Raw genomic sequence first — 21,606 nt, forward strand, 5'->3', positions numbered from 1 at the left:
CCATGGGCATCGATCTCTCTCTTCTCTGGATCATCATCATCTTTTTTGGCGTGATGATGTACGTGGTGATGGACGGCTTTGACCTGGGCATCGGCATGCTCTTTCCGTTCGTTCCCGACCGCCATGACCGCGACGTGATGATGAACACGGTGGCGCCGGTCTGGGACGGCAATGAAACCTGGCTGGTGCTGGGCGGCGCCGGGCTGCTGGCAGCGTTCCCGCTGGCGTACTCGGTCGTGCTGAGCGCGCTCTACCTGCCGCTGATGCTGATGCTGCTGGGACTGATCTTCCGCGGCGTGGCGTTCGAATTCCGCTTCAAGGCCAACGACCGCGAACGCCCCGTGTGGGACGCGTCCTTTATCCTCGGCTCTGCCACCGCCAGCTTCTTCCAGGGCGTGGCGCTGGGCGCCTTTATCGACGGCATCAAGATGGAAGGCCACCGTTTTGCCGGCGGTCCGCTGGACTGGCTGGCGCCCTTCCCGCTGTTCTGCGGCGTCGGGCTGGTGGCGGCGTACACCGTGCTGGGCAGCACCTGGCTGATCATGAAGACCGAAGGCGACCTTCAGCAGCGCATGATCAGGCTGACTGGGGCGCTGGCGTGGCTGCTGCTGGCGGTGATCGCGGTGATCAGCCTGTGGACGCCGCTGACGCACGCGGAAATCGCCGAGCGCTGGTTCAGCCTGCCGAACCTGTTCTGGTTCTCGCCGGTGCCGATCCTGGTGGCGCTGTGCATGCTGATGCTGATGCGCGCGCTGCGCCACGAGCCGAACATGGCGCCGTTCCTGTATGCGCTGGGGCTGGTGTTCCTCGGCTACAGCGGGCTGGCGATCAGCGTCTGGCCCAATATCATCCCGCCCGGGATCTCGATCTGGGACGCCGCCGCGCCGCCGCAGAGCCAGGGCTTTGCGCTGGTCGGGGCGCTGTTCATCATCCCCTTCATCCTGATGTACACGGTGTGGGCCTACTACGTGTTCCGCGGCAAGGTCCGCCACGGCGAGGGCTATCACTGATGGCCGCGCCGACATGGCTGCGCCGGCTGGGCTGGCTGGTGCTGATCTGGGTCGCGAGCGTGGCGGCGCTGGGCGTGGCGGCGTGGGTGCTGCGCATCATCATGCAGGGCGTCGGCTTCCGTAGCTGACGGCCCCTCTTTTCCCCGATGCCGCGCGGCGGTTCCCGGCCTCCGCGCGGCCTTGTCACATCTGCATTGTCTGCAATGCCTGCAAGAATCTGAATAGCCCCATCAGCATTCTTTCCCCCTCTGTCACCACGGTGACAACCCCGGTTCTTACTCTGCGAGCGCATTGCGGGAAGCGCAATCCGCCACGCGACACCAGTCGCCGGCGCAGAACAACGCAGACAGACAGGGGAATGACAAATGGCAGGCAACCATGCAGCGCGTGGCGCACACGGCAACGGGCGCGCGCGGGCCGGCGCGATGCTGAGCGCGCTGGCGGCGACACTGGCCGCTACGCTTTCGGCTTGCGGCGGCGATGACACCGCGGCCAGCGGGCCCGCACCGGCCGACACCGTCACCACGGCCCCGGCGCCCGCCGGCCAGAGCGGGCCGCGTGTGCTGCTGGTGGGCATCGACGGTGCCACCTACGCGCAAGTCCAGGGCGCGATCCTGCGGCGCGAGCTGCCCAACCTGGCCCAGCTGAATGTGGTGCCGGCCGCCACCGGCGGCGCGCCCGGCACCGTCACCGCACAGCCGACGCTGGACGCGCCCAGCTGGGCCACGGTACTCACCGGCACCTGGGTAAACCGCCACGGCGTCGACGACGACACCGGCAGCACGCCGCTGCAGGCGCCCACCGTCTTCCGGCATCTGCGCGACGCCGGCAAGCCCGGCCTGCAGCAAGGCGCCGTGACCAGCTCGACGATACTGCCGGCCCTGCTCAAGGCAGAACAGGAAGCCGGCGCGCTCGATACGCTGGTCGACTGTATCGGCGTGGACAACTGCGTCACGCAGAGCGCGCTGCGCCAGCTCCAATCCGGCTATGGCGTGGTGTTTGCCCAGTACAGCGCACCGGCAGCCGCCGCGGAGACCGGCGGTTTCGGCGGTGGCGCCTATGCGCGCGCGCTGGCCGACACCGACAAGGCGGTGGGCGAACTGCTGGCCGCCGTCGCCGCGCGCCGCCAGGCGCAGCCGGGCGAAGACTGGCTGGTGCTGGTCACCACCAGCCACGGCCTCGATGCCACCGGCGTCACAACCGCCGCGCCGACCGTGGAAAACCGCACCGCATTCCTCGCCACCAACAAGACGCTGAACGCCGCGCTGGCCCGGCCCGGCGCAGCCATGCCCATCACCGCGGCGGAACTGTCGGCGCTGCCGACCGAGGCCGATCTGGTCCCGACGATGCTCGCGCATGCCGGCGTTGCCGCCAATCCGGCAGCCAGCCGGCTCGACGGCGCACCGCTGCAGACGGCCGCCGCCGGCGTGCGGGCGATCGGCGCCAGCGTGGGCCGCTACGGCGACGCCATCACGCTGAGCTGGCAGAACCCCACCGAATCCTTCGGCACCATGCGCGTGCTGCGCGACGGCGTGGTAGTGGCTTCGCTGGCGCCGGGTGCGCGCGAGTTTACCGACAGCGCCTTCGACATGCCCACCGGCCTGTACCGCTTCAACTACACGCTGGTGCGCAACGACGTGCCGGTGTCGTACCTGGCGCAGATCCACTACGTCAAACCCGTCACGCTGGCGGCGACGCTGCGCGATGGCCTGGCCACGTACTTCAGCATGGACAGCAAGCCGTTTGTCGACAGCAAGGGCGGCGCCACGCTCGGCCCATGGGTTGCCGGCACCGACGGCGGCTCGCTTGCCGACGACAACTTCACCGGCAAGTCGCTGCGGGTCGATTCCAACGTCGACGCCTACAAGCTGGTGCATAACGGCGCCGATATCGCGCTGAGCCCGCAATTCACCATCGGCTTCTGGTTCCGCACCGACTGCACCCAGGGCAACGGCACCGGTGCGCCGGTAGTGGCCAACAAGAACTACTTCTCTGGCAGCAACCCGGGCATCGCCATCGGCCTGTTCGGCAGCTGCGAACTCCGCTTCAACCTTGGCAGCGGCGGCAAGCGCGACGATATCAACGGCATGAAGGTATCGGCCAACCAGTGGGCCTACCTGGCGCTGTCGGTCGATGCTGCCGCCAAACGCTTCAGCGCCTATGTCATCGACCCGGTGCTGGGCCTGCAGAAGACAGAGAACAAGGCCATCGCCAATACCGACGTCACCAAGCTGGCCGGGCTCGGCACCGGCTGGGGCGTGAACGACGACGCCACGCACAACTACGTGGGCAACAACCCCGGCGCGCTCAAGGGCGTGATGGGCTTCAACGACCTGGCGATGTGGACGCGGGTGCTGACGCTCGACGAGCTGAAGACCATCACCGGCGCGCGCCAGCCGCTGTCCAGCCTCAACCCCTGAACCGCTGAACCGCTGAACCGCCGACAACTCTCCGGGGCGCAGCGCCGCCCCGCCCCCTGCAGGAGCACGACACCATGACTCTCCGATCTTCCACGCTGGCCGCCCTGCTGCTGTGCCTGGCGCTTGCCGCCTGCGGCGGCGACTCCGGCGACAGCCCGGCCCCCGGCACGCCAGGCGGCACACCGGGCGGCACCCCAGGCGGTGGCGGCAACGAACCCGGCCAGCCGCCCGCCGTCACGCCGCAGCTGCGCTGCGCGCCCTGAACCGACTGCGGCCAACGACTGCGGCCAACGAGCTCAGCCGCCCGCATCGCCGTCTATCCTGAACCCATCCGGCCCAGAACCCAATGAATTCGCATAGCAGACGCAACTTCCTCAAGCTCGCCGGCAGCAGCGCCGCCGCGACCGCCGCGCTGGCCGCGTTCCCGCCGGCCATCCGCCGCGCGCTGGCGATCCCCGCCAACAATGCCACCGGCACCATCCGCGACGTCGAGCACGTGGTCATCCTGATGCAGGAGAACCGCTCGTTCGACAACTACTTCGGCACGCTGCGCGGCGTGCGCGGCTTCGGCGACCGCTTCCCGATCCCGCTGGCTGGCGGCCTCAACGTCTGGCAGCAGACTTATACCAACGGCGGCACCACGCGCACCGTGCTGCCTTACCACCTCGACAGCAGCGCCGGCAATGCGCAGCGCGTCAGCGGCACGCCGCACTCCTATCCCGATGCGCAAGCCGCCTGGGACCTGGGCCGCATGAACAAGTGGCCGACCTACAAGCAGACCCAGTCGATGGGCTACTACACCGAGGCCGAGCTGGATTTCCAGGTGGCGCTGGCCAATGCCTTTACGCTGTGCGATGCCTACCACTGCAGCTTCCACGGCGGCACCAATCCGAACCGGCTGTTCCACTGGACCGGCACCAACGATCCGGCCGGCACGCAAGGGGGCCCGGTGATCGACAACAGCGGCGACTCGTTCACCGGCTCGAACACGCCCTACACCTGGACCACCTACCCTGAGCGGCTGAACGCGGCCGGCGTCAACTGGAAGGTCTACCAGAACATGCCGGACAATTTCACCGACAACCCGCTCGCGGGTTTCAAGCAATACCGCGACGCCAACGCGGCACGCGGCAACCTCGCCAACGGCAGCCCCTACCCCCCGTATACCAGCGCCGACGACGCCATCAGCCCGCTGCTCAGGGGCGTGGCCAACACCATGCCGGACGGCGGCTTCCTGCAGGCACTGCGCGACGACGTTGCCGCCGGCACGCTGCCGCAGGTGTCGTGGATCGTGGCTCCGGCCACCTATTCGGAGCATCCCGGGCCGTCCAGCCCGGTGCAGGGCGCGTGGTATACGCAGGAGGTGCTCAACGCGCTCACCGCCAACCCCGCCATCTGGAGCAAGACCGTACTGCTGATCAACTTCGACGAGAACGACGGCTACTTCGACCACGTGCCGCCGCCGTGCGCCCCCGCCTACGACGGCGATACGCTGGCCGGCGCGACCACGCTGGACGCTGGCGAACTGGCGCCCGAATACCACGTCGACAAGCATCCCTACGGCCCCGGCCCGCGCGTGCCGATGTACGTGGTGTCGCCCTGGAGCCGCGGCGGCTGGGTCAGCTCGCAGGTGTTCGACCACACTTCGGTGCTGCGCTTCCTGGAAGCCCGCTTTGGCGTCGCCGAGACCAATATCAGCAGCTTCCGCCGCGCGGTGGCGGGGGACCTGACCTCGGCGTTCAACTTCATCAGCCCGAACGCGAATCCGCTGCCGTCGCTACCGAACCGGGACAAGGTCAGTGCCGACGCGATCCGCACCGCGCAGGGCGCGCTGCCGCAAGTGCCGCTGCCCGCGGCAGGCAGCCAGCCGCTGCCGCCGCAGGAGCGCGGCACGCGTCCGTCGCGCGCATTGCCCTACGAACTCCATGTCAGCGCCCGCGAGGACGCCCGCGAACGCGTGATGCGGCTGCTGTTCGCCAACACCGGCAAGGCCGCCGCGGTGTTCCATGTCTATGACCGCCTGCACCTGGACCGCGTGCCGCGCCGCTATATGGTTGAGCCCGGCAAGGAACTGCACGGCAGCTGGGACGTCTTCGCCAGCGATGCCGGCAAGTACGACCTGTGGGTACTGGGACCGAACGGCTTCCATCGCGCCTTCAGCGGCGACGTTGCCGCGGCCGGCGCCGCTGGCGCCAGCGCGCCGGAGATCCGCGTCTGCTATGACATCGCCAACGCGGCAGTCTACCTGGACCTGATCAACACCGGCAGCGCGGCCACCACCTTCACCGTCCGGCCCAATGCCTATCGCAATGACGGCCCATGGAGCTTCGAAGTGCCGGCCGGAAAGCAACTGCAGCAGCACTGGCCAGTGGGCCTGCAGGGCAACTGGTACGACTTCACGGTGACCACGGCGCAAGGCGGCTTCACGCGGCGCTTTGCCGGGCGCATCGAGACCGGCAAGGACAGCGTGTCCGATCCGGCGATGGGTGTGGCCGGCTGACGCCTGGCCCTGGTGCGGCCCCGCAGTTTCCACGCGGGCCGCACTCGCCTTCTTGACAAGACAACTTTCCAGAGAGGCCGCGTTAGACGCGGCCCGCGGCTGTCATGGCGGCATTCTTTGTATGGCCGCGCACAAAACAGGTAGACCAACCACCCGTTTGCGTTTTGATTGCGGCGAGCGCATGAGCAACAATTGACTGCAAGGGAAGAAGGAGTTCTCATGCAAGAAATCGCCACAGAAAGCGACGTGATGCATACAGAATCTGCTTTGGTTCGCGAGCCGAGGAGGGATAGCTCCCGGAGCGTGAGCGAAGTGCCAGGTGCTGCCGTGCTCCCCGTCCTGGTTTTCGTGCTCAACTCACGCCATGGTACGTCCTGGGAGCACGAGTTGGTCAATCGGCTGCGGGCGTCCGGCATCTGCGAGACCCTGGTCTGGGAGCTTGCAGCGCAACATGGCAGCTGCGCAGGCTCGGCGCGTCCCAGTCGCGATGACGCTGCACCCCAGGTTCGCGACATCACTGCAATCGTCGACCTCACCGGCCACTTTGGCACGGACTGCCACGGCGATGCCGCCGAGGGTGTATGGCGCATTTGCGATCGACAAGGGGTAGTACTGGGTGAAGAGCACCACGGACTCGAAACCATAGCGGCGGGCGTTGGCATTCACCTGCACCTGGTTGCGAGCACGTCAGCGGGAACCACCCTGATCGACAAGGCGGGCGCCTTTGCATGTCCGGGCGAGCGCGTATCGATGCAGCGATTGTGCGGTTTTGCGGCAACCTTGTTGCTTTCGGCAGCGCGCGAGATTGCTGTGCTCGGCACCCTGCAGCCGCGTCCCGCATGGAAGCCAGACGGCAAGCGTGCGACGTTGGTGCAACGGATGATGTGGAAATTGCGAGAACTGAGCAACCGCCTGTTGCGCTTGCTCAGGGGCTGCCTGCTGGTCGACTACTGGATGGTGGGCATCGTCGACATGCGGCTGACCGAAGCAATGCGTTCGCAACACTTGCCGGTACGATGGATCGGCAAGCGCAGGGGGACCCAGTATTGGGCTGACCCGTTTGGCGTGCCCGGCAGCAAGGATGAGATCTATTGCGAGGAGTTCGATCTCAAGCGGAACGTTGGCCGCATTGTCAGGTTGAAGCTTAACGGGTCTGCCGAGCCGGATCCGCCGGAGCATGTCGACCTCGGGCTGGCGGGGCACTTGTCGTACCCGTATCTGTTCCCTCACAAGGGCGCGTTGTATTGCGTCGCGGAATCAGCGCAAAGCCGTCGCTGCGTGCTGAACCGGCTCGACGAAGGCGGGCGCTGGGCGCAGGTCGCGGTGATCCTTGACAATACCGAGGTCGCCGACCCCACGATCTTCAGGCACCAGGGATACTTCTGGCTGGCGTACACCGACGTATCACTGGGTGCGTTCGACAACCTTTGCCTGTGCTATGCCTCCGATCTTCTCGGGCCATGGCACGCCCATCCACAGAATCCGGTGAAGATCGATCACCAGTCATCCCGCTCCGCGGGCGCCGTCATCAAGGACGGCGATGAGCTATTGCGTGTCGCGCAGGTATGCAAGAGCGGATATGGGCAGGCGATCGCTGTCAATCGAATACTGCATTGCACGCCAACCCTCTATAGAGAGGAGGTGATTCGAACTGTCAGCCCGGAACGAGATCAACTGAATCCACATGGTATCCACACGATGTCGGCTTTGGGAGATCGTACGCTGGTGGATGGCAAGCACTCCGTTATCAACTATTGGGTCCTGCGACGCAGGATCACGTCGCGCATCACATCTCGCATTACCTCTCGCATCACCCGCGCGGCGCAGCGCTTGCTTTGCGTTGGCATCTACCAGCATTGCAACGATCCCTTGCTGCGATGCGTGTTGGAAGTGTAGTGGCGTGCGGCCGTGGTGCCGCCGCGCCGGCGCACTGGCCTGGCCATGCACATCAGCCGCGCCGTTGGCCATGCGCACGTCTTGGTCCCCGGTGTTGAACACGGTCAGGCCTCACCGGGCGTCGCCGTTTTGTCATATTGCCCCGCTAGACTGCGCGGTCGTCCGGACCTGTCCGGTCCGCCTCCCCCAACTTCTACGCGGATGACCATGCTCGGCGACCTGCTGATGACCTTTTTCGAAGTGGCGCGCCAGGGCAGCATCACCATGGCGGCCAGGCAGCTGCGCGTGAGCCAGCCCACCGTCACCGGCCGCATCCGCCAGCTTGAAGAGTCGTATGGCGTCGAGCTGTTCCACCGCCGCGCCAGCCGGGTCGACCTGAGCGACGTGGGCCTGGCGCTGATGCCGGTGGTCGAGCAGTTGATGCAGCACGAAGGGCAGGCCGACTACCTGCTGCGCAACGCCGGCGACCTGCGCTTCGGCAACCTGCGGCTCGGCGCCACGGGGCCCTATTACATCCTGCGCGCGGTGGCCGCGTTCCGGCAGCGCTATCCGGCGATCGAGGTGAGCCTGGACATCGGCAACTCGCAGCAGATGCTCGAAGCCTTGTTCGAGTACCGCATCGACGCGGCCGTGTCGTCTCATCCGGTGGAAGACGACCGCCTTGCGCGCATCCGCCTGGCCTCGGCGCCGATGGTGCTGGTGGTGCATCCGGACCATGCGCTGGCGCGCCTGCCGCAGGTGGACCTGGCCCAGCTGCACGGCTGCCACCTGCTGGTGCGCGAGCACGGCTCGATGACACGCAAGGCGACCGAGGATGCGCTCGCCGCCTGCGCGCAGAAGCTGCCGCGGCATACCGTGATCGGCAGCCGCGAGGCCATCTACGAAGCGATCCGCCAGAACCTGGGCGCGAGCGTGGTGCCGCTGGGCGAAGTGCCGCAAGACCCGCTGCTGCGGGTGGTGCCGTTCGCGCACGGCGCGCCGGTGCTGAACGAGTATCTCTATTGCCTGCAGAGCCGGCACGGCACGCGTCTGGTGGGTGCCTTCCTGGCCTGCGTGACGGCGGCCGATGCCGCCGCCGAGCCGCAGGCTGCATGATCGCCCGCGCCGCCGGCTTTCCTGAATACGACCAGCTGCTGGCGCTGCTCGACAGCGGCAGCCATGTGCTCGACTGCCGCGTGGTGTGCGAAACCACGGTGCAGGGGCACCGCTTCGGCGTGCATGTGGCCACGCTCGGCAGCCGCGACCCGCAGGCGCCGGCCATCGGCATCTTCGGTGGCATCCATGGGCTGGAGCGCATCGGCACGCAGCTGGTGCTGGATTACCTGCGCTCGGTGCTGGGCCGGCTGGCGTGGGACGAGTTGCTGCATCGCGAACTGCAGGCGGTGCGGCTGGTGTTCATGCCGATCGTCAATCCCGGCGGCATGTGGGCCGGCACCCGGGCCAATCCCAACGGCGTCGACCTGATGCGCAACGGCCCGCAGGAAGCCGACGCGCGCGTGCCGTTCCTGGCCGGCGGGCAGCGCGTTGGCGCCTGGCTGCCCTGGTATCGCGGCCCGGAAGGCGGGCCGATGGAGCTGGAGAGCCGCGCGCTGCTGCGTGTGGTGCAGGAAGAACTGCTGCCGCGTCCGCTCAGTTTTGCGGTCGATTGCCACTCCGGCTACGGCTGGCGCGACAGCATCTGGTTCCCGTACGCGCGCACGCGCCGGCCGATGGCGCACCTGGCCGAGATGTACCTGCTCAAGAGCCTGTTCGAGCAGGCGCACCCGCACCACGGCTACACCTTCGAGCCGCAAAGCCACCAGTACCTGCTGCATGGCGACCTGTGGGACCACGCGTATGACCTTGCGCCGTCGGGCAGCCTGTTCCTGCCGATGACGCTGGAACTGGGCTCCTGGCTGTGGATCAAGAAGAACCCCCGCCAGCTGTTCTCGCGCGAGGGGATGTTCAACCCGATCAAGGCGCACCGCACCGCGCGCGTGCTGCGCCGCCACGTGAGCCTGTTCGATTTCCTCGGGCGCGTCGCATTTGCGCCGGAACGCTGGCTGCCGCGCGGGCCGCAGCGCGAGGCGCTGCTCCGGCAGGCGCGCGCGCACTGGCAGACGGAAGCGTTGCCATGAGCTGGATGAGGATGGCATGAGCCGATGGGTATTCCTGCGGGGCCTGACGCGCGAGACGCGCCATTGGGGGGACCTGCCCGCGCAGTGGGAAGCAGCCGGGCTGGGCCGGCCGCTGCTGCCCGACCTGCCGGGCAATGGCGCGCTGTCGGTGCAGCCCGCGCCCTGGAGCGTGCGCGACATGGTCAGCGCGGTGCGGCGCCAGCTGTCGACCGCCGGAGCGCGCGGACCGTACCGCGTGCTGGCCATGTCGCTGGGCGCTATGGTCGCCACCGAGTGGGCCTGCAGTTATCCGGACGAAGTCGCCGGACTGGCGCTGGTCAATACCAGCATGCGGCCCTTCTGCACGCCGACGCAGCGGCTGCGGCCGCGCAACTGGGGCAAGCTGCTGCGCATCGCGCAGCGCTGGCACGACCGCGCCTATTGCGAGCGCACAATCCATGCCATCACCTGCGCGCGCGCGGATACGCTCGCGGCCGACATCGCGGCCTGGCGTGCCATTGCCGCCGATGCGCCGGTCAGCCGCAGCGCCGCACTGGCGCAACTGGTGGCCGCGGCGCGCTATTGCGCGCCGGCCAACGCGCCTCACTGCCCTGTGCTGCTGATCGCGTCGTCATCGGACCGGCTGGTCGACCCGGCCTGTTCCACAAAAATCGGTCAGGCCTGGGACGCGCCGGTGCTGGTGCACCACTGGGCCGGCCACGACCTGCCCCACGACGATCCGAAGTGGTTGTGCGAGGCCGTATCCACGATGGCGTCAGGCAAGCGCTAACGCCTGCTCCGCCGGCATCAGGCTCGCCAGCATTGCGGCGGCGGCATCCAGCCGCTCGGTGGTGCCGAACAACCGCGCACTGATCAGGCCGTTCTGCAGCGCGCCGAATGCGATCTGTGCCAACTGCTGCGGCGACGCCGGGTAAGGCGCCTGCCGCTGCGACGCCGCGCGCTCGAACAGCCGCGCGAGCCATTGCTCGTTGAGGCGGACAAAGTCGCGCATCGCGCTGCGCACGGATTCCGGCAGCATCAGCACATCCGCCGCCAGCATGCCGACCAGGCAGGCCTCTTCAGTGCCGGAGCCGGCTCGCAGCGGCGCCAGGTATTGGCGTGCCTGCTCGGCCGTCGGCAGGCTGCTGTCGATGCCGTCCAGGCGCGCCTGCTTGCGTGTGCTGTATTCGCGCACCGCTTCCAGCACCAGGTCGTCCTTCGTCGGAAAGTAGTAGTGGATGCTCGAGGTCTTGACCCCGACCAGTTCGGCCAGGTCGCGGTAGCTGAACCCGTTGAACCCCCGACGGCGGATTAGCACCAGTGCATGTTCGACCAGCTCTTCGCGTACAGACCGGGTTTTCATTGTTTCAGCTCCTTCTTTCGGTACCGCGCGGCTCAGGCCGTCGCGCGTGCGACGAGCGTGATGAGAGACCCGCTCACAAGGCAAAGCCCTACCCATCCGCCCAGAATCAGCGCAGTGTCACGCCAACGCATGATCGACTCCAAGTACCGGGCCGCGCTGGCGGCCCGGCGGTTACAGGGGGCCGGCGAATTACCGGCCGCTTTTCAGACGCTTGCCTCAGGCGAGCGCGCCGTCGGTGTAGGGGTCAGCCTTGCCGACACGTGCGCCATCGGTGTACGGGTCAACGCTGCGTGCCGGAGAAGCCGAGACACCGCTGCGATCCAGGCCGGCGACGATGCGGGCACCGTCGGTGTACGGATCAGCCTTGCCGACGCGTGCGCCATCGGTGTACGGGTCGATGCTGCGTGCCGGAGAAGCCGAGACACCGCTGCGGTCGAGGCCGGCTACGGTGCGGGCGCCGTCGGTGTACGGATCAGCCTTGCCGACGCGTGCGCCATCGGTGTACGGGTCGATGCTGCGTGCCGGAGAAGCCGAGACACCGCTGCGGTCCAGGCCGGCTACGGTGCGGGCGCCGTCGGTGTACGGATCAGGCTTGCCGACGCGCGCGCCATCGGTGTACGGGTCGACGCTGCGTGCCGGAGAAGCCGAGACACCGCTGCGGTCGAGGCCGGCGACGATGCGGGCACCGTCGGTGTAGGGGTCGGCCTTGCCGACGCGCGCACCTTCGGTGAACGGGTCGAACTTGCCGGCACGGGCGCCTTCGGTGAACGGATCGAACTTGCCGGTGCGGGCACCGTCGGTGAAGGCATCGGCCTTGCCGACGCGGAACTGGTAGCCGTACTTGTCACCGGCAAAGCTGCTGTCCTGCACGCCTGCGGCGTGGGCGGCGCCACCGGCGAAGGCGGCAGCAAGGGTAGCGGCGGTGATCAGGGTCTTGGCGAACTTGGTCATGATGGGCTCCTGGGGGGCGATGTTTCGGATTGCGTATATCGGTGTCAGTGGCTTGCGGCTTTTTCTTCCGGGCCGGTTATCTACTAGTAGATAGATAACCGGTCCTGAAAAAATGACCGCCTCCGGTCATGCAATGGGATCGTCGCTGGGCCCTGCTTTCTTGCTTGCTGCTGGCGCTGCGGCGCTTCCATGAGTCAAATACTATCTACTACTAGGTAGATAGTCAAGGAAGAATATTTCTATCGGGCCGATAGTGAAACGGGATCCAGCAGTCAAGTCATTGATTTGCAAGGAGTTACGGAAGAATGGAGCAGCGCGATGCGACGTCGTGCCTCGTCAATGAAAAGAGCCGTCGGGCAGCTTTCGCCACACGACGGCTCCGGACGCGCCACTGACTGCGCGAAAAATACGACATGAAATCCTTAGCCGGCCACCGCTGCCATCAGCGTATCGGCCGCAGCCTCGACCCGGTCGGACGTGCCAAACAGGCGCGCCGCGATCAAGCCGCTTTGCAGCGAACCAAACACGACCTGCGCCAGCCGCGGCGGCGGCACCGGGAACGGCGTGCTGCGCAGCGGCTGCGCCCGCTCCAGCAGCCCCGTCAGCCACTGCTCGTGCATCTGGTAGAAGCCCTGCAGCAGCTTGTGCACGGATTCAGGCAGGCACAGGGTCTCCGTCGACAGCATGCCGCACAGGCAGATCTGGTCAGAGCCGCAGCTGTTGCGGAACGGCGCCAGGTAGATCGCGGCCTGCTCGGTCACCGGCAGTTTGGTGTCGATGGCGCGCAGGTGCTCGCTCAGGCGCGCGCTGTATTCCTTCACCGCCTCGAGGACGAGGTCGTCCTTGGTCGGGAAGTAATAGTGGATGCTGGAGGTTTTTACCCCCACCAACTCGGCCAGGTCGCGATAGCTGAAGCCGTTGAAGCCGCGGCGGCGGATCAGGACAAGGGTGTGCTCGAGCAACTGCTCGCGTACGGATTGCGTTTTCATGAAAGCAGTTTATCTACGCGAAGATAGGCGCTCAAGTTGAAATGCCCCGGCGCCGGGTAATCCCCTAGCGCCGAGGCATCGGCTTTAGCCAGGCAAGACCTGCGCGGCGAAGGTGATCATCGAGCCACTCGTCACGCAAAGTACCAGCCATCCGCCAAGCAGCAGGATGCTGTCACGCAAACTCATGATGGACTCCATCGGGCAGCGGCCTCAGTGGCCGCTTGCCGTAAAAGTGGTGAAGCCGCCGGCCCGCTGGCCGGCAGCGATCAGGCCCGCGCGCCGTCGGTGTACGGATCGAACTTGCCCACGCGCCTGCCGTCGGTGTACGGATCGAACTTGCCAACGCGCGCGCCGTCCGTGTACGGATCGATGCTGCGCGACGGCTCGGACGACACACCGCTACGGTCCAGGCCCGCTACCGTGCGGAAGCCTTCGGTGTAGGGATCGGTCTTGCCGACACGCGCGCCTTCGGTGAACACGTCGAACTGGCCAGTACGGGCGCCTTCAGTGAACGGATCGAACTTGCCGGTGCGGGCACCGTCGGTGAAGGCGTCGGTCTTGCCGACGCGGAACTGGTAACCGTACTTGTCACCGGCAAAGCTGCTGTCCTGCACGCCAGCAGCATGGGCGGCACCACCGGCGAAGGCGGCGGCAAGAGTAGCGGCGGTGATCAGAGTCTTGGCAAACTTGGTCATGATGGGCTCCTGGGGCGATGTTTCGGATCGCGTCTATCGGTGTCAGTGGCTTCCTGGGGTCTCTTTCATGACTCGCATCTACTAGTAGATAGAGAGCCTGTGTTAAAAAAAGACCGCCTAGCGGTATTGCAATGGGATCGCCACTTCTCCGCCCTTCCTGCTTGTTGCTGGCGGTGCAGCGGTTCCATGGAGAGAATGCTATCTACTACTAGGTAGATAGTCAAGGTAAAACTTTTCTATTGGCGCGATAGCCGATCGGCCCAGCCCGACAATTCCCTTGCCCGGGATGGACGTTTCTTCACATGTTCACAGTCGCCTGCTAGCCTGAATACACAGGCCCCTCACCACGGCACGCCCTTATCTCATGTTCGAGACTTCGCATCCCGACCCCGTCGCACCCTCGCCCACGCCGGCGGCGCCAGGCACGCTGCGCTGGCTCGCCGTGGCGGCCGGGGTCGCGCTGGCCGCCGGAGTTGCACGCCACCTACTGTTTCGTGCGGTGGAGCGCAATGCATTTGTCACGCGAATGGATGAAACAAGCACCGAGATTCCTGTGCCGTGGTCATCCATGCCTGTGCGGCATACCACGTTCGCCAGCGGCGATCGCGAGCTGCATGCCCGCTTCGTTCCCGCCGCGTGGCCCGACGCGCCCGCGCTGATGGTCTGCCATGGCGACAACGAAACCCTGGCCGACTGGCTGCCGGTACAGGCCATGCTGGTGGAGTCCGGCATTGCTTCATTCGTGTTCGATTACAGCGGCTATGGCCGCAGCAGCGGACGCCCTTCCGTGCGCCACCTGCGCCAGGACGCCATCACTGCGTACCGGCAGTTTCTTGCGGCCGCGCCCGCGGCGTCGCGCCGCGTGGTATTGGGCCATTCGCTGGGCTCGGGCATCCTGCTGGATGTGGCACGGCTCTTCGCGCCGCAGCCCGATGGCTACGTCATCGCCGCCGGCTTCAGTTCGGCGCGCCGCGCCGCGGTCCAGACCGGCCGCGTGCCGGCATGGGCCGCGTGGTTGCTGCCCGATCCCTGGGACAATGTCGCGCGCGCCAGCCGCCTCGAACGCCCGCTGCTGGTGGTGCACAGCCGTGCCGATGCCGTGTTCGCGCACGGCCATGCAGAGCGCGTGGCCGCTGCCGCGCGGCACTTGCATCGATTGGTCATGCACGACGCCATGCCGCATGGAGCGGCCATCGCGCCGGATCATCTCGCCGCATTCTGGGCGCCGATCGTGCGTTACGTGCAGGATATGGACAGCGGCACGCTAGTCGAAACCGGCGCGCGCGTGGACGTGGTGGAAGCAGGCAGGGAAGGCAGCCAGGGCGGGCATTTGCACGAAAATTTGCACGAAAATCCCCGCGAAAACAGCGGTTCGATGCGCGTGCCAGGCAAGCAGTGAGGGGGGCGCCACGAAGTCGCCGGACAATCTACCGCAGACTTCCGCCAGCGGCAATCATCCTTGTGGGCGAGGCGCCACGGCAAAGTGGCCAAGAGGCCTTTTGTCGATTTCTTGTCTATATTTGTCCTCGTCGCACAAGCATCGCAATTTCGCTTTGACAGCACTGGAGGTTCTGCCATGCGTTGGCTTGCAAACTTGTTCAGTCCGCCGACCCCGGAAAAAATCGCCGAAAGGGAACTGCAAGACATGAGGCTGACGCTATTCCAGGCCGAACGGCGGATGCTGGAGGCGCAGATGCAGGTGGCCTACTACCGCGACATGGTCGCGTTCCTGGAAGATGTCTCGGCCAAGGGCGTGGAAGACGTGGTGGACAAGCGCCGCGCCGCCATGCCTGCAATGCCGGAGTTGCCTGCCGCCGCGCACAGTGCGCGCGCGCCGGGCCTGACTACTGTGCCGATCGTTCCGTCGGCTGCCTGAGCGGGCAGTACGCCGCCCTGCCCGCGTAGCGGGCGCAGGGCGGCTTGCGGCTGCTTGCGCCATCAGCGGGCCTGACCTGTGCGATACTCGCGCTGCCTGCCGCGCCCACCGGCGCGCGGGCACGCCGTCACACAGGAACCTGCCCATGAGCGAACTGCTGCCTGCCATTGAAATCGAAACCGCGCCCGATCCCCGCTGCGCCGTGATCTGGATGCACGGGCTGGGTGCCGACGGCAGTGACTTCGCCCCCGTGGCGCCGGAATTGCGGCTGCCCGCCTCACCTGGCGTGCGTTTTATTTTCCCGCACGCGCCGGCGATTCCCGTGACCTGCAACGGCGGTTATGTCATGCCGGCATGGTATGACATTTACTCCCTCGATGAGGCAGGCCGCCGTGCCGATGAGGCCGGCATCCAGGCCTCGTGCAACGCCATCCGTGCGCTGGTCGCGCGCGAGAATGCGCGCGGCATCCCCTGCCACCGCATCGTGCTGGCCGGGTTTTCGCAAGGCGGGGCCATCGCGTACACCGCGGGCCTGACGCATCCCGAACCGCTTGCCGGCATCGTGGCGCTATCCACCTATATTCCCGCGCCCGCCGCGCTGGCGGCGCAGGCCAGCACGGCGAATGCCGCCACGCCGGTGTTTGCCGCGCACGGCACCCAGGACGATGTGGTGTCGTTGCAGCTGGGTGTTGCCGCACGCGACTTTATCCAGGCGCGCGAGCATCCGCTGACATGGCAGACCTACCCGATGGGGCATTCGGTCTGCCTGGAAGAAATCGTTGCCATCGGCGCATGGCTGGCGGAACGCTTCGGCCCTGCCGCTGCCTGACCTCACCAAAACGCTGACACCCTGACAAGATCGCTGCAGGCCTTGCGCCGGGCAGCAAGCCGTACCCATGAGCCTCGCCCCACTGCCCCGCATCGACTTCAACACCCGCAAGGCGCTGCTGTTCGCGCTGGCCGCCGAGCGCCTGTCGGCCTATTACGAGCACCGCCAGTGGATGACGGACGCGCAGGGCGCGACGCTCGCGGGCGAGTGGCTGTCGCGTTCGCGGCTGCAGCTGCCGCTGTCCGAGCGGCGCCTGCTGTCCGAACTCAGCGACCAGTTCGCACGCCAGCTGGCCGAGACGCTGTCGCGCGAAGCGGGCCTGTATGCCGCGCATGAAATGATGGAAGCGCTCGATCCCAATTACCAGTCAGCCTTTGCGCACGACATGCTCGATGAATGCGAACGGCTGCTGCGCGAGCATGGCGTGACCGAATAAAGCTGATACGCCACTCTCGCCAGCATTGCCGGAACTGGCGAAAACGCCAAATTGGTGGAAGGGAGCGATTGGCCCAAAGTGTCCAGACATGGCCTAAGCGCTACGTTTGCAAAGGTTGACAATCGCTTTGCGGACGGGCGCTTACACTGCGCGCTCCCATAATGCCCTATCCATTCCGCCATGGAACGCAAGCACTGCCTCGCCTGGATCGCGCTGAGCATGATCGCAGCGACGTTGCTGACGCTGCTTTGCCTGATCCTCGATGACCACGCAGAAACCCGCGCCGCCACCAGGGTACGGCAGATGGAAGTCCGCGTAGGCGCGCAGCCATCATCGCCGGCGGATGCGCCCCGGCCCGCGACTTCAGAACGACGACCAGGTAGTTAAGAAGGACAAGGCACGGGCGGAGCGCGGGCTTGAGTCTATTTGCGCCCCCCGGCCGCGACTGCAAAGAATTGATAACGATTGCGTCGCGTTATCTGGTCGGCCAGGGCACACCGGCGACTTGTGCCAGCGCCAGGTAGGACGTTGCCAGGTGGTACGGCGAAGTCGACGGCATCTCGGCGCGCACCACGTCGCCGGACGGTGCCAGGCATTCGTGCCAACCCTGCGCATGCAGGAAGCGGCTGCGGAACTGCCCGGCCCAGGCTTCCAGCGTGGCCAGCGACTCGGATTGTCCATGCAGCGCCAGTGCGCGTGCATACTCGGTCTGCGCCCAGATGCGCTGGGTGCCGTCCAGCAACCCGCCACGCGCATCCAGCGCCGCGCCGACGCCCAGCGTGCCAGGCGTGACACCGTGGCGTTGCGCAAAGTCGAAGGCCTGGCGCAGCGCGCCTTCCAGCGGCAAGTCGCCGAACAGTTGCGGCCGGCTTGCGACCAGCGAGAACCATTCGAACTGGTGGCCCGGTTCGATGCGGTTGTCCGCAGTGCCCTGCGGCAGTTCTGCAATGCAACCCGTGGCCGGATCGACGAAGCGCTCGTACACCGCCATCGCGATTTCACGCAGGCGTTCGGCATACCATTCGTCGCCGGTGGCATCGAGCGCTGCCAGGTAGGCCTCGGTGAGGTGCATCACGGGGTTCTGCAACACGCCTGCGCCTTTCGGGCGGAAGTGCTCGCTGAGCGCGGCGTGGTAGAGCCCGCCACCTTCGGCGAAGCGGTCTTCGACGATGTCGACGGTTTCGTCGAGCACCTCCAGTGCATCGGGATTGCCGCGCAGCGCGTGGTAGCTGGCGCATGCAAAGACCACGAAGGCATGCGTATAGAGGTCGCGCGTGGTGTCCAGTGGCGAGCCGTCCGGGCCGACGCTGTAGATCCAGCCACCCGCCCCGTCGCCGAAATACGCCTGCAGCGAGCCGAACAGCGTATCGGCATGCGCATGCTGGCCCGCCACCGAAAATGCATAAAGCTGCCGCGCGCATGCCATGGCGCGGTAGCGTGCCGCCGGCAGCGCCGTGGCCGTGGCGCCGTCAAGGGCCTCATAGGGCAGGAACAGGCCGGCATTCCAGCCGCTGGCGGTCCACAGCGGCAACACCGTGGCGTCGTAGTGAGCCGTCAGGGCGGCGACCTGTTGGTTGAGCGCGGGCGAATTTTGCATGATCGGTGGCGAGAAGCAGGCGGCACGTGGCGTCAGGCGCAGAAGGTTACTGGATTCGGTGCAGCGGGGGAAGCCGCGGCACGCTTATCTTGCCATGCCGCGGTTGCAATTCTCTGATGGCACCGGGCGCTTGCAGTTGCTAGCATCAATGCGTCCCACCTGCCTACGGGAGGCGCCAATGTCGACCCTGCCCCTTACGCTTTCGGACCATCACCGCACGCTGGTACTGCACGTGCTGGAGGAGCCATCCGGCCAGTACACCTGGCGCATCATCATGGAAGAACTGTGCGGCGCGGCGGACGCCGACTGCACCGTCGAAGCGCCCTCCACTTACGGTTCGCATGCCGAGGCCGAGGCAGCCTGCTGGGCCGCCGGCAATGGCATGCTGGATGGCCCGCGCTCCGCGAGCGAACTGCGCACCACCTGAAGCCCGCCGCCCGCGCTGCCATGTGCAGGCGCGGGCGTATGGGCGGCACGAATCCTTGCGCGCTGCCACGCATGTCCTAGTCTGGAATCGTGGCAGTGGCAACGCGGGCTGGCTGTTTGCCCGCGATTCTCCGTTCCGGCCACGCCCTGGCCGTCCCGCGGCCCGGGTGGTTCCCTGCCACCTGCCTGTCATCTTCCTGGCCTTAACTGACCTGGTCGCCTCGCCGCGCTTGCCATCGGTGGGGTGGGCAGGGCCGCAGGAGCATGAAATGGAAAAGCCGGTCGTCTCTCCGCAGCGCTTCGTCGAGCTGATGAACGAGCGCCTGAGCAAGCATCCGTTGTACCAGGAGGGCATGCGCGTCTATGCCATTCCGCAGCACACGGATCATCCGCGCAGCCTGGTGTGCGTGGGGCCGCGCGGTACCGAATGCGTGTGCGCCACCATCGAGAACATCGTGCGTGGCGAATGCGAGGTGTTTCCGGACCTTGCCCAGGACTGGCATCGCCCACGCATCCATGGAAGTCCGCACGAAACACGGGCACGCTGAACGCCCGATAGCGCATGCCCAGCGGATGCCATGACGAGAACGCCAGCTACCGCGGCTATCGCATCCATGTCGCGGCGCTGCGCTATGGCAGCCAGCACGACGGCTGGTGGACGCTGCGTGCCGAGGTCTGGCATCACGGCGCGCGGCTGCCATGGCCGTGCCCCGTGATGCAGATGCGCTTTGGCTGTGCCAGCGATGCCACGCGCGCGGGCATGGCGTGGGGCCGCGAAGCCATCGACTCCTATATCGCCGGCCTGCGCGATGCCGAGGAAGCCGTGCAGCCCTAGGCCCTGGCAACCGCCGCGTTCAGACATCGATGGCGGAGTCCGACTTCACCTTGCGGCGCAACTCGAACTTCTGGATCTTGCCGGTCGAGGTCTTGGGCAGCGGCCCGAAGTACACCGCCCTGGGCACCTTGAAGCCGGCCAGCAGCGTGCGGCAATGCGCGATCAGATCCTCCGCGGTAGCATTGGCACCGTCCTTCAACTCGACAAAGGCGCACGGCGTCTCGCCCCACTTGGCATCAGGCTGCGCCACCACCGCCGCGGCAAGCACCGCGGGATGGCGATAGAGCGCATCTTCCACTTCCACGCTGGAGATGTTCTCGCCGCCGGAAATGATGATGTCCTTGCTGCGGTCCTTGATCTTGATATAGCCGTCGGGCATGCACACACCGAGGTCGCCGGTATGGAACCAGCCGCCGGCGAAGGCCTCGCGCGTGGCCTTCTCGTTCTTCAGGTAGCCCTTCATGCAGATATTGCCGCGGAACATGATCTCGCCGATGGTCTCGCCGTCGGCGGGCACGGGCTGCATCGAGTCGGGGTCGAGCACGGCCACCTGCGACTGCAGGTGATAGCGCACGCCCTGGCGCGCCTTGCGCACGGCGCGGTCCTGTTCCGACAGCGCACGCCAGTCATCCTGCTCGGCACAGACCGCGGCCGGGCCATAGACCTCGGTCAGGCCGTATACGTGCGTGAGTTCGAAGCCCATCGCCTCCATCTGCGCGAGCACCGCTGCCGGGGGCGGCGCGCCGGCGACCATGCCGCGCACCGGGCCGCGCACACCCTCGCGCCACGATGCGGGCGCGTTGACCAGCGCGGTATGCACGATCGGCGCGGCACAGTAGTGCGTCACGCCTTCCGCGCGCATCAGCTCGAAGACAAGGCCGGGTTCGAACTTGCGCAGGCAGACGTTGACGCCCGCGCGCGCCGCGATGGTCCACGGAAAGCACCAGCCATTGCAGTGGAACATCGGCAGCGTCCACAGGTAGACCGGATGCTTGGGCAGGTCCCATTCCAGGATGTTGGAGATCGCGTTGATGGCCGCGCCGCGATGGTGATAGACCACGCCCTTGGGATCGCCGGTGGTGCCGGAGGTGTAGTTCAGTGCGATCGCTTCCCACTCGTCGGCGGGCATGCGCCATGCGTAGGCCGGGTCGCCTGCAGCCAGGAAGGATTCGTAGTCGGTTTCGCCGAAAGGCTCGGCCTGCGGGCCCAGCGCATCATGGACCGCGATCACCTTGAGCCCGGGAATTTCCAGCGCAACCTGCCGCGCAAGGTCGGCAAACTCGGTATCGGCGAGCAGCACGCGCGCCTCGCCATGGCGCAGCATGAAGACCAGGTTGGCGGCATCGAGCCGGATGTTGAGCGCATTGAGCACGGCGCCCGCCATCGGCACGCCGAAATGCGCCTCGACCATGGCCGGCGTGTTGGGCAGCAGCGCGGCCACGGTGTCGCCCTTGCCGACGCCGGCACGCGCCAGCGCGCTGGCCATGCGGCGCGCGCGCGCATAGGTGTCGCGCCAGTTCTGGCGCACCGGACCGTGCACGATGGCCAGGCGGTCGCCGTACACCTCGGCGGCGCGGACCAGGAAGTCGATGGGAGTGAGCGGTACGAAATTGGCCGCATTGCGGGCCAGGCCGCTGTCGAAATCAGTTGGCATTGCTGTGTCTCCGCTTGTCGCACTTTTTCTGGG

The 21,606-nt window shown here is 66.6% G+C and carries 23 protein-coding genes; 17 read left to right on the top strand and 6 right to left on the bottom strand.

Annotated features, from left to right (window positions below; all coding sequences use genetic code 11):
* Positions 1–2: 2 nt before the first annotated feature.
* From cydB to LPA45_RS21075, 9 genes are all read left to right on the top strand, one after another.
* Positions 3–1,010: a cytochrome d ubiquinol oxidase subunit II gene (gene cydB / locus LPA45_RS21035; RefSeq protein ID WP_317924652.1), complete on the top strand. Its 1,008-nt coding sequence runs from the start codon at positions 3–5 to the stop codon at positions 1,008–1,010.
* On the top strand, positions 1,010–1,138 hold the full coding sequence (locus LPA45_RS21040) for a DUF2474 domain-containing protein (RefSeq protein WP_116321113.1): 129 nt from the start codon (positions 1,010–1,012) through the stop codon (positions 1,136–1,138). The genes cydB and LPA45_RS21040 overlap by 1 nt, the downstream gene beginning before the upstream one ends.
* Before the next feature lie 237 nt (positions 1,139–1,375).
* Positions 1,376–3,430, top strand: coding sequence for a LamG-like jellyroll fold domain-containing protein (locus LPA45_RS21045; protein WP_317924649.1), 2,055 nt, complete (start codon positions 1,376–1,378; stop codon positions 3,428–3,430).
* Positions 3,431–3,504: 74 nt separating this feature from the next.
* Positions 3,505–3,693 (top strand): hypothetical protein, encoded by a 189-nt coding sequence (locus LPA45_RS21050; RefSeq protein WP_116321115.1) that lies wholly within the window; start codon positions 3,505–3,507, stop codon positions 3,691–3,693.
* Between the two features lie 83 nt (positions 3,694–3,776).
* A complete protein-coding gene (locus LPA45_RS21055) occupies positions 3,777–5,930 on the top strand; it encodes a phosphocholine-specific phospholipase C (RefSeq protein ID WP_317924646.1) in 2,154 nt (717 codons plus the stop codon).
* Between the two features lie 219 nt (positions 5,931–6,149).
* Entirely contained in the window at positions 6,150–7,826 is a 1,677-nt protein-coding gene (locus tag LPA45_RS21060) for a hypothetical protein (RefSeq protein WP_317924644.1), read from the top strand.
* 207 nt (positions 7,827–8,033) lie between these two features.
* Positions 8,034–8,921, top strand: coding sequence for a LysR substrate-binding domain-containing protein (locus tag LPA45_RS21065; protein ID WP_116321220.1), 888 nt, complete (start codon positions 8,034–8,036; stop codon positions 8,919–8,921).
* Complete coding sequence (locus tag LPA45_RS21070; protein WP_317924641.1) at positions 8,918–9,943, top strand: M14 family zinc carboxypeptidase; 1,026 nt, start codon at positions 8,918–8,920, stop codon at positions 9,941–9,943. Before LPA45_RS21065 ends, LPA45_RS21070 begins: the two co-directional genes overlap by 4 nt.
* Before the next feature lie 16 nt (positions 9,944–9,959).
* Complete coding sequence (locus LPA45_RS21075; protein ID WP_116321119.1) at positions 9,960–10,712, top strand: alpha/beta fold hydrolase; 753 nt, start codon at positions 9,960–9,962, stop codon at positions 10,710–10,712.
* Here the strand turns inward: LPA45_RS21075 and LPA45_RS21080 are convergent.
* The 4 genes from LPA45_RS21080 to LPA45_RS21095 all read right to left on the bottom strand — a co-directional run bounded on the left by LPA45_RS21080 (position 10,698) and on the right by LPA45_RS21095 (position 13,920).
* Positions 10,698–11,285, bottom strand: a complete 588-nt coding sequence (locus tag LPA45_RS21080) for a TetR/AcrR family transcriptional regulator (protein ID WP_317924640.1) — start codon at positions 11,283–11,285, stop codon at positions 10,698–10,700. The genes LPA45_RS21075 and LPA45_RS21080 overlap by 15 nt on opposite strands.
* A gap of 216 nt (positions 11,286–11,501) precedes the next feature.
* Positions 11,502–12,236 carry a copper resistance protein CopQ gene (locus LPA45_RS21085; protein WP_116321121.1) on the bottom strand — a complete coding sequence of 245 codons (735 nt, stop codon included), beginning with the start codon at positions 12,234–12,236 and terminating at the stop codon, positions 11,502–11,504.
* Between the two features lie 422 nt (positions 12,237–12,658).
* Positions 12,659–13,225, bottom strand: coding sequence for a TetR/AcrR family transcriptional regulator (locus LPA45_RS21090; protein WP_116321122.1), 567 nt, complete (start codon positions 13,223–13,225; stop codon positions 12,659–12,661).
* Positions 13,226–13,491: 266 nt separating this feature from the next.
* Entirely contained in the window at positions 13,492–13,920 is a 429-nt protein-coding gene (locus tag LPA45_RS21095; protein ID WP_116321123.1) for a hypothetical protein, read from the bottom strand.
* A 364-nt stretch (positions 13,921–14,284) separates the two neighbouring features.
* On the opposite strand from LPA45_RS21095, the gene LPA45_RS21100 reads away from it, so the two are divergent.
* The 5 genes from LPA45_RS21100 to LPA45_RS21120 all read left to right on the top strand — a co-directional run bounded on the left by LPA45_RS21100 (position 14,285) and on the right by LPA45_RS21120 (position 17,448).
* Positions 14,285–15,319: an alpha/beta hydrolase gene (locus LPA45_RS21100; protein WP_317925353.1), complete on the top strand. Its 1,035-nt coding sequence runs from the start codon at positions 14,285–14,287 to the stop codon at positions 15,317–15,319.
* A gap of 177 nt (positions 15,320–15,496) precedes the next feature.
* On the top strand, positions 15,497–15,796 hold the full coding sequence (locus LPA45_RS21105) for a hypothetical protein (RefSeq protein WP_116321125.1): 300 nt from the start codon (positions 15,497–15,499) through the stop codon (positions 15,794–15,796).
* Between the two features lie 145 nt (positions 15,797–15,941).
* On the top strand, positions 15,942–16,625 hold the full coding sequence (locus tag LPA45_RS21110; RefSeq protein WP_317925351.1) for an alpha/beta hydrolase: 684 nt from the start codon (positions 15,942–15,944) through the stop codon (positions 16,623–16,625).
* A 67-nt stretch (positions 16,626–16,692) separates the two neighbouring features.
* Positions 16,693–17,061, top strand: a complete 369-nt coding sequence (locus LPA45_RS21115) for a hypothetical protein (protein ID WP_116321127.1) — start codon at positions 16,693–16,695, stop codon at positions 17,059–17,061.
* A gap of 180 nt (positions 17,062–17,241) precedes the next feature.
* A complete protein-coding gene (locus LPA45_RS21120) occupies positions 17,242–17,448 on the top strand; it encodes a hypothetical protein (protein ID WP_116321128.1) in 207 nt (68 codons plus the stop codon).
* Positions 17,449–17,536: 88 nt separating this feature from the next.
* On the opposite strand, the gene LPA45_RS21125 is transcribed toward LPA45_RS21120, so the two are convergent.
* The gene (locus tag LPA45_RS21125; RefSeq protein WP_317925350.1) at positions 17,537–18,658 is read right to left on the bottom strand and encodes an AGE family epimerase/isomerase; all 1,122 of its coding nucleotides are present in this window, start codon (positions 18,656–18,658) and stop codon (positions 17,537–17,539) included.
* A gap of 178 nt (positions 18,659–18,836) precedes the next feature.
* Here LPA45_RS21125 and LPA45_RS21130 point away from each other — a divergent pair, with 178 nt between their 5' ends.
* The 3 genes from LPA45_RS21130 (at position 18,837) to LPA45_RS21140 (ending at position 19,919) form a co-directional block, all read left to right on the top strand.
* Entirely contained in the window at positions 18,837–19,085 is a 249-nt protein-coding gene (locus tag LPA45_RS21130; RefSeq protein ID WP_116321130.1) for a hypothetical protein, read from the top strand.
* Positions 19,086–19,353: 268 nt separating this feature from the next.
* A complete protein-coding gene (locus LPA45_RS21135) occupies positions 19,354–19,632 on the top strand; it encodes a hypothetical protein (protein ID WP_116321131.1) in 279 nt (92 codons plus the stop codon).
* Positions 19,633–19,646: 14 nt separating this feature from the next.
* Positions 19,647–19,919 (top strand): hypothetical protein, encoded by a 273-nt coding sequence (locus LPA45_RS21140; protein ID WP_116321132.1) that lies wholly within the window; start codon positions 19,647–19,649, stop codon positions 19,917–19,919.
* 19 nt (positions 19,920–19,938) lie between these two features.
* On the opposite strand, the gene LPA45_RS21145 is transcribed toward LPA45_RS21140, so the two are convergent.
* Positions 19,939–21,573: an acyl-CoA synthetase gene (locus LPA45_RS21145; RefSeq protein ID WP_317925348.1), complete on the bottom strand. Its 1,635-nt coding sequence runs from the start codon at positions 21,571–21,573 to the stop codon at positions 19,939–19,941.
* Positions 21,574–21,606 lie beyond the last annotated feature (33 nt).

The organism is Cupriavidus sp. Agwp_2, from assembly GCF_040784895.1.
Lineage (GTDB): Bacteria > Pseudomonadota > Gammaproteobacteria > Burkholderiales > Burkholderiaceae > Cupriavidus.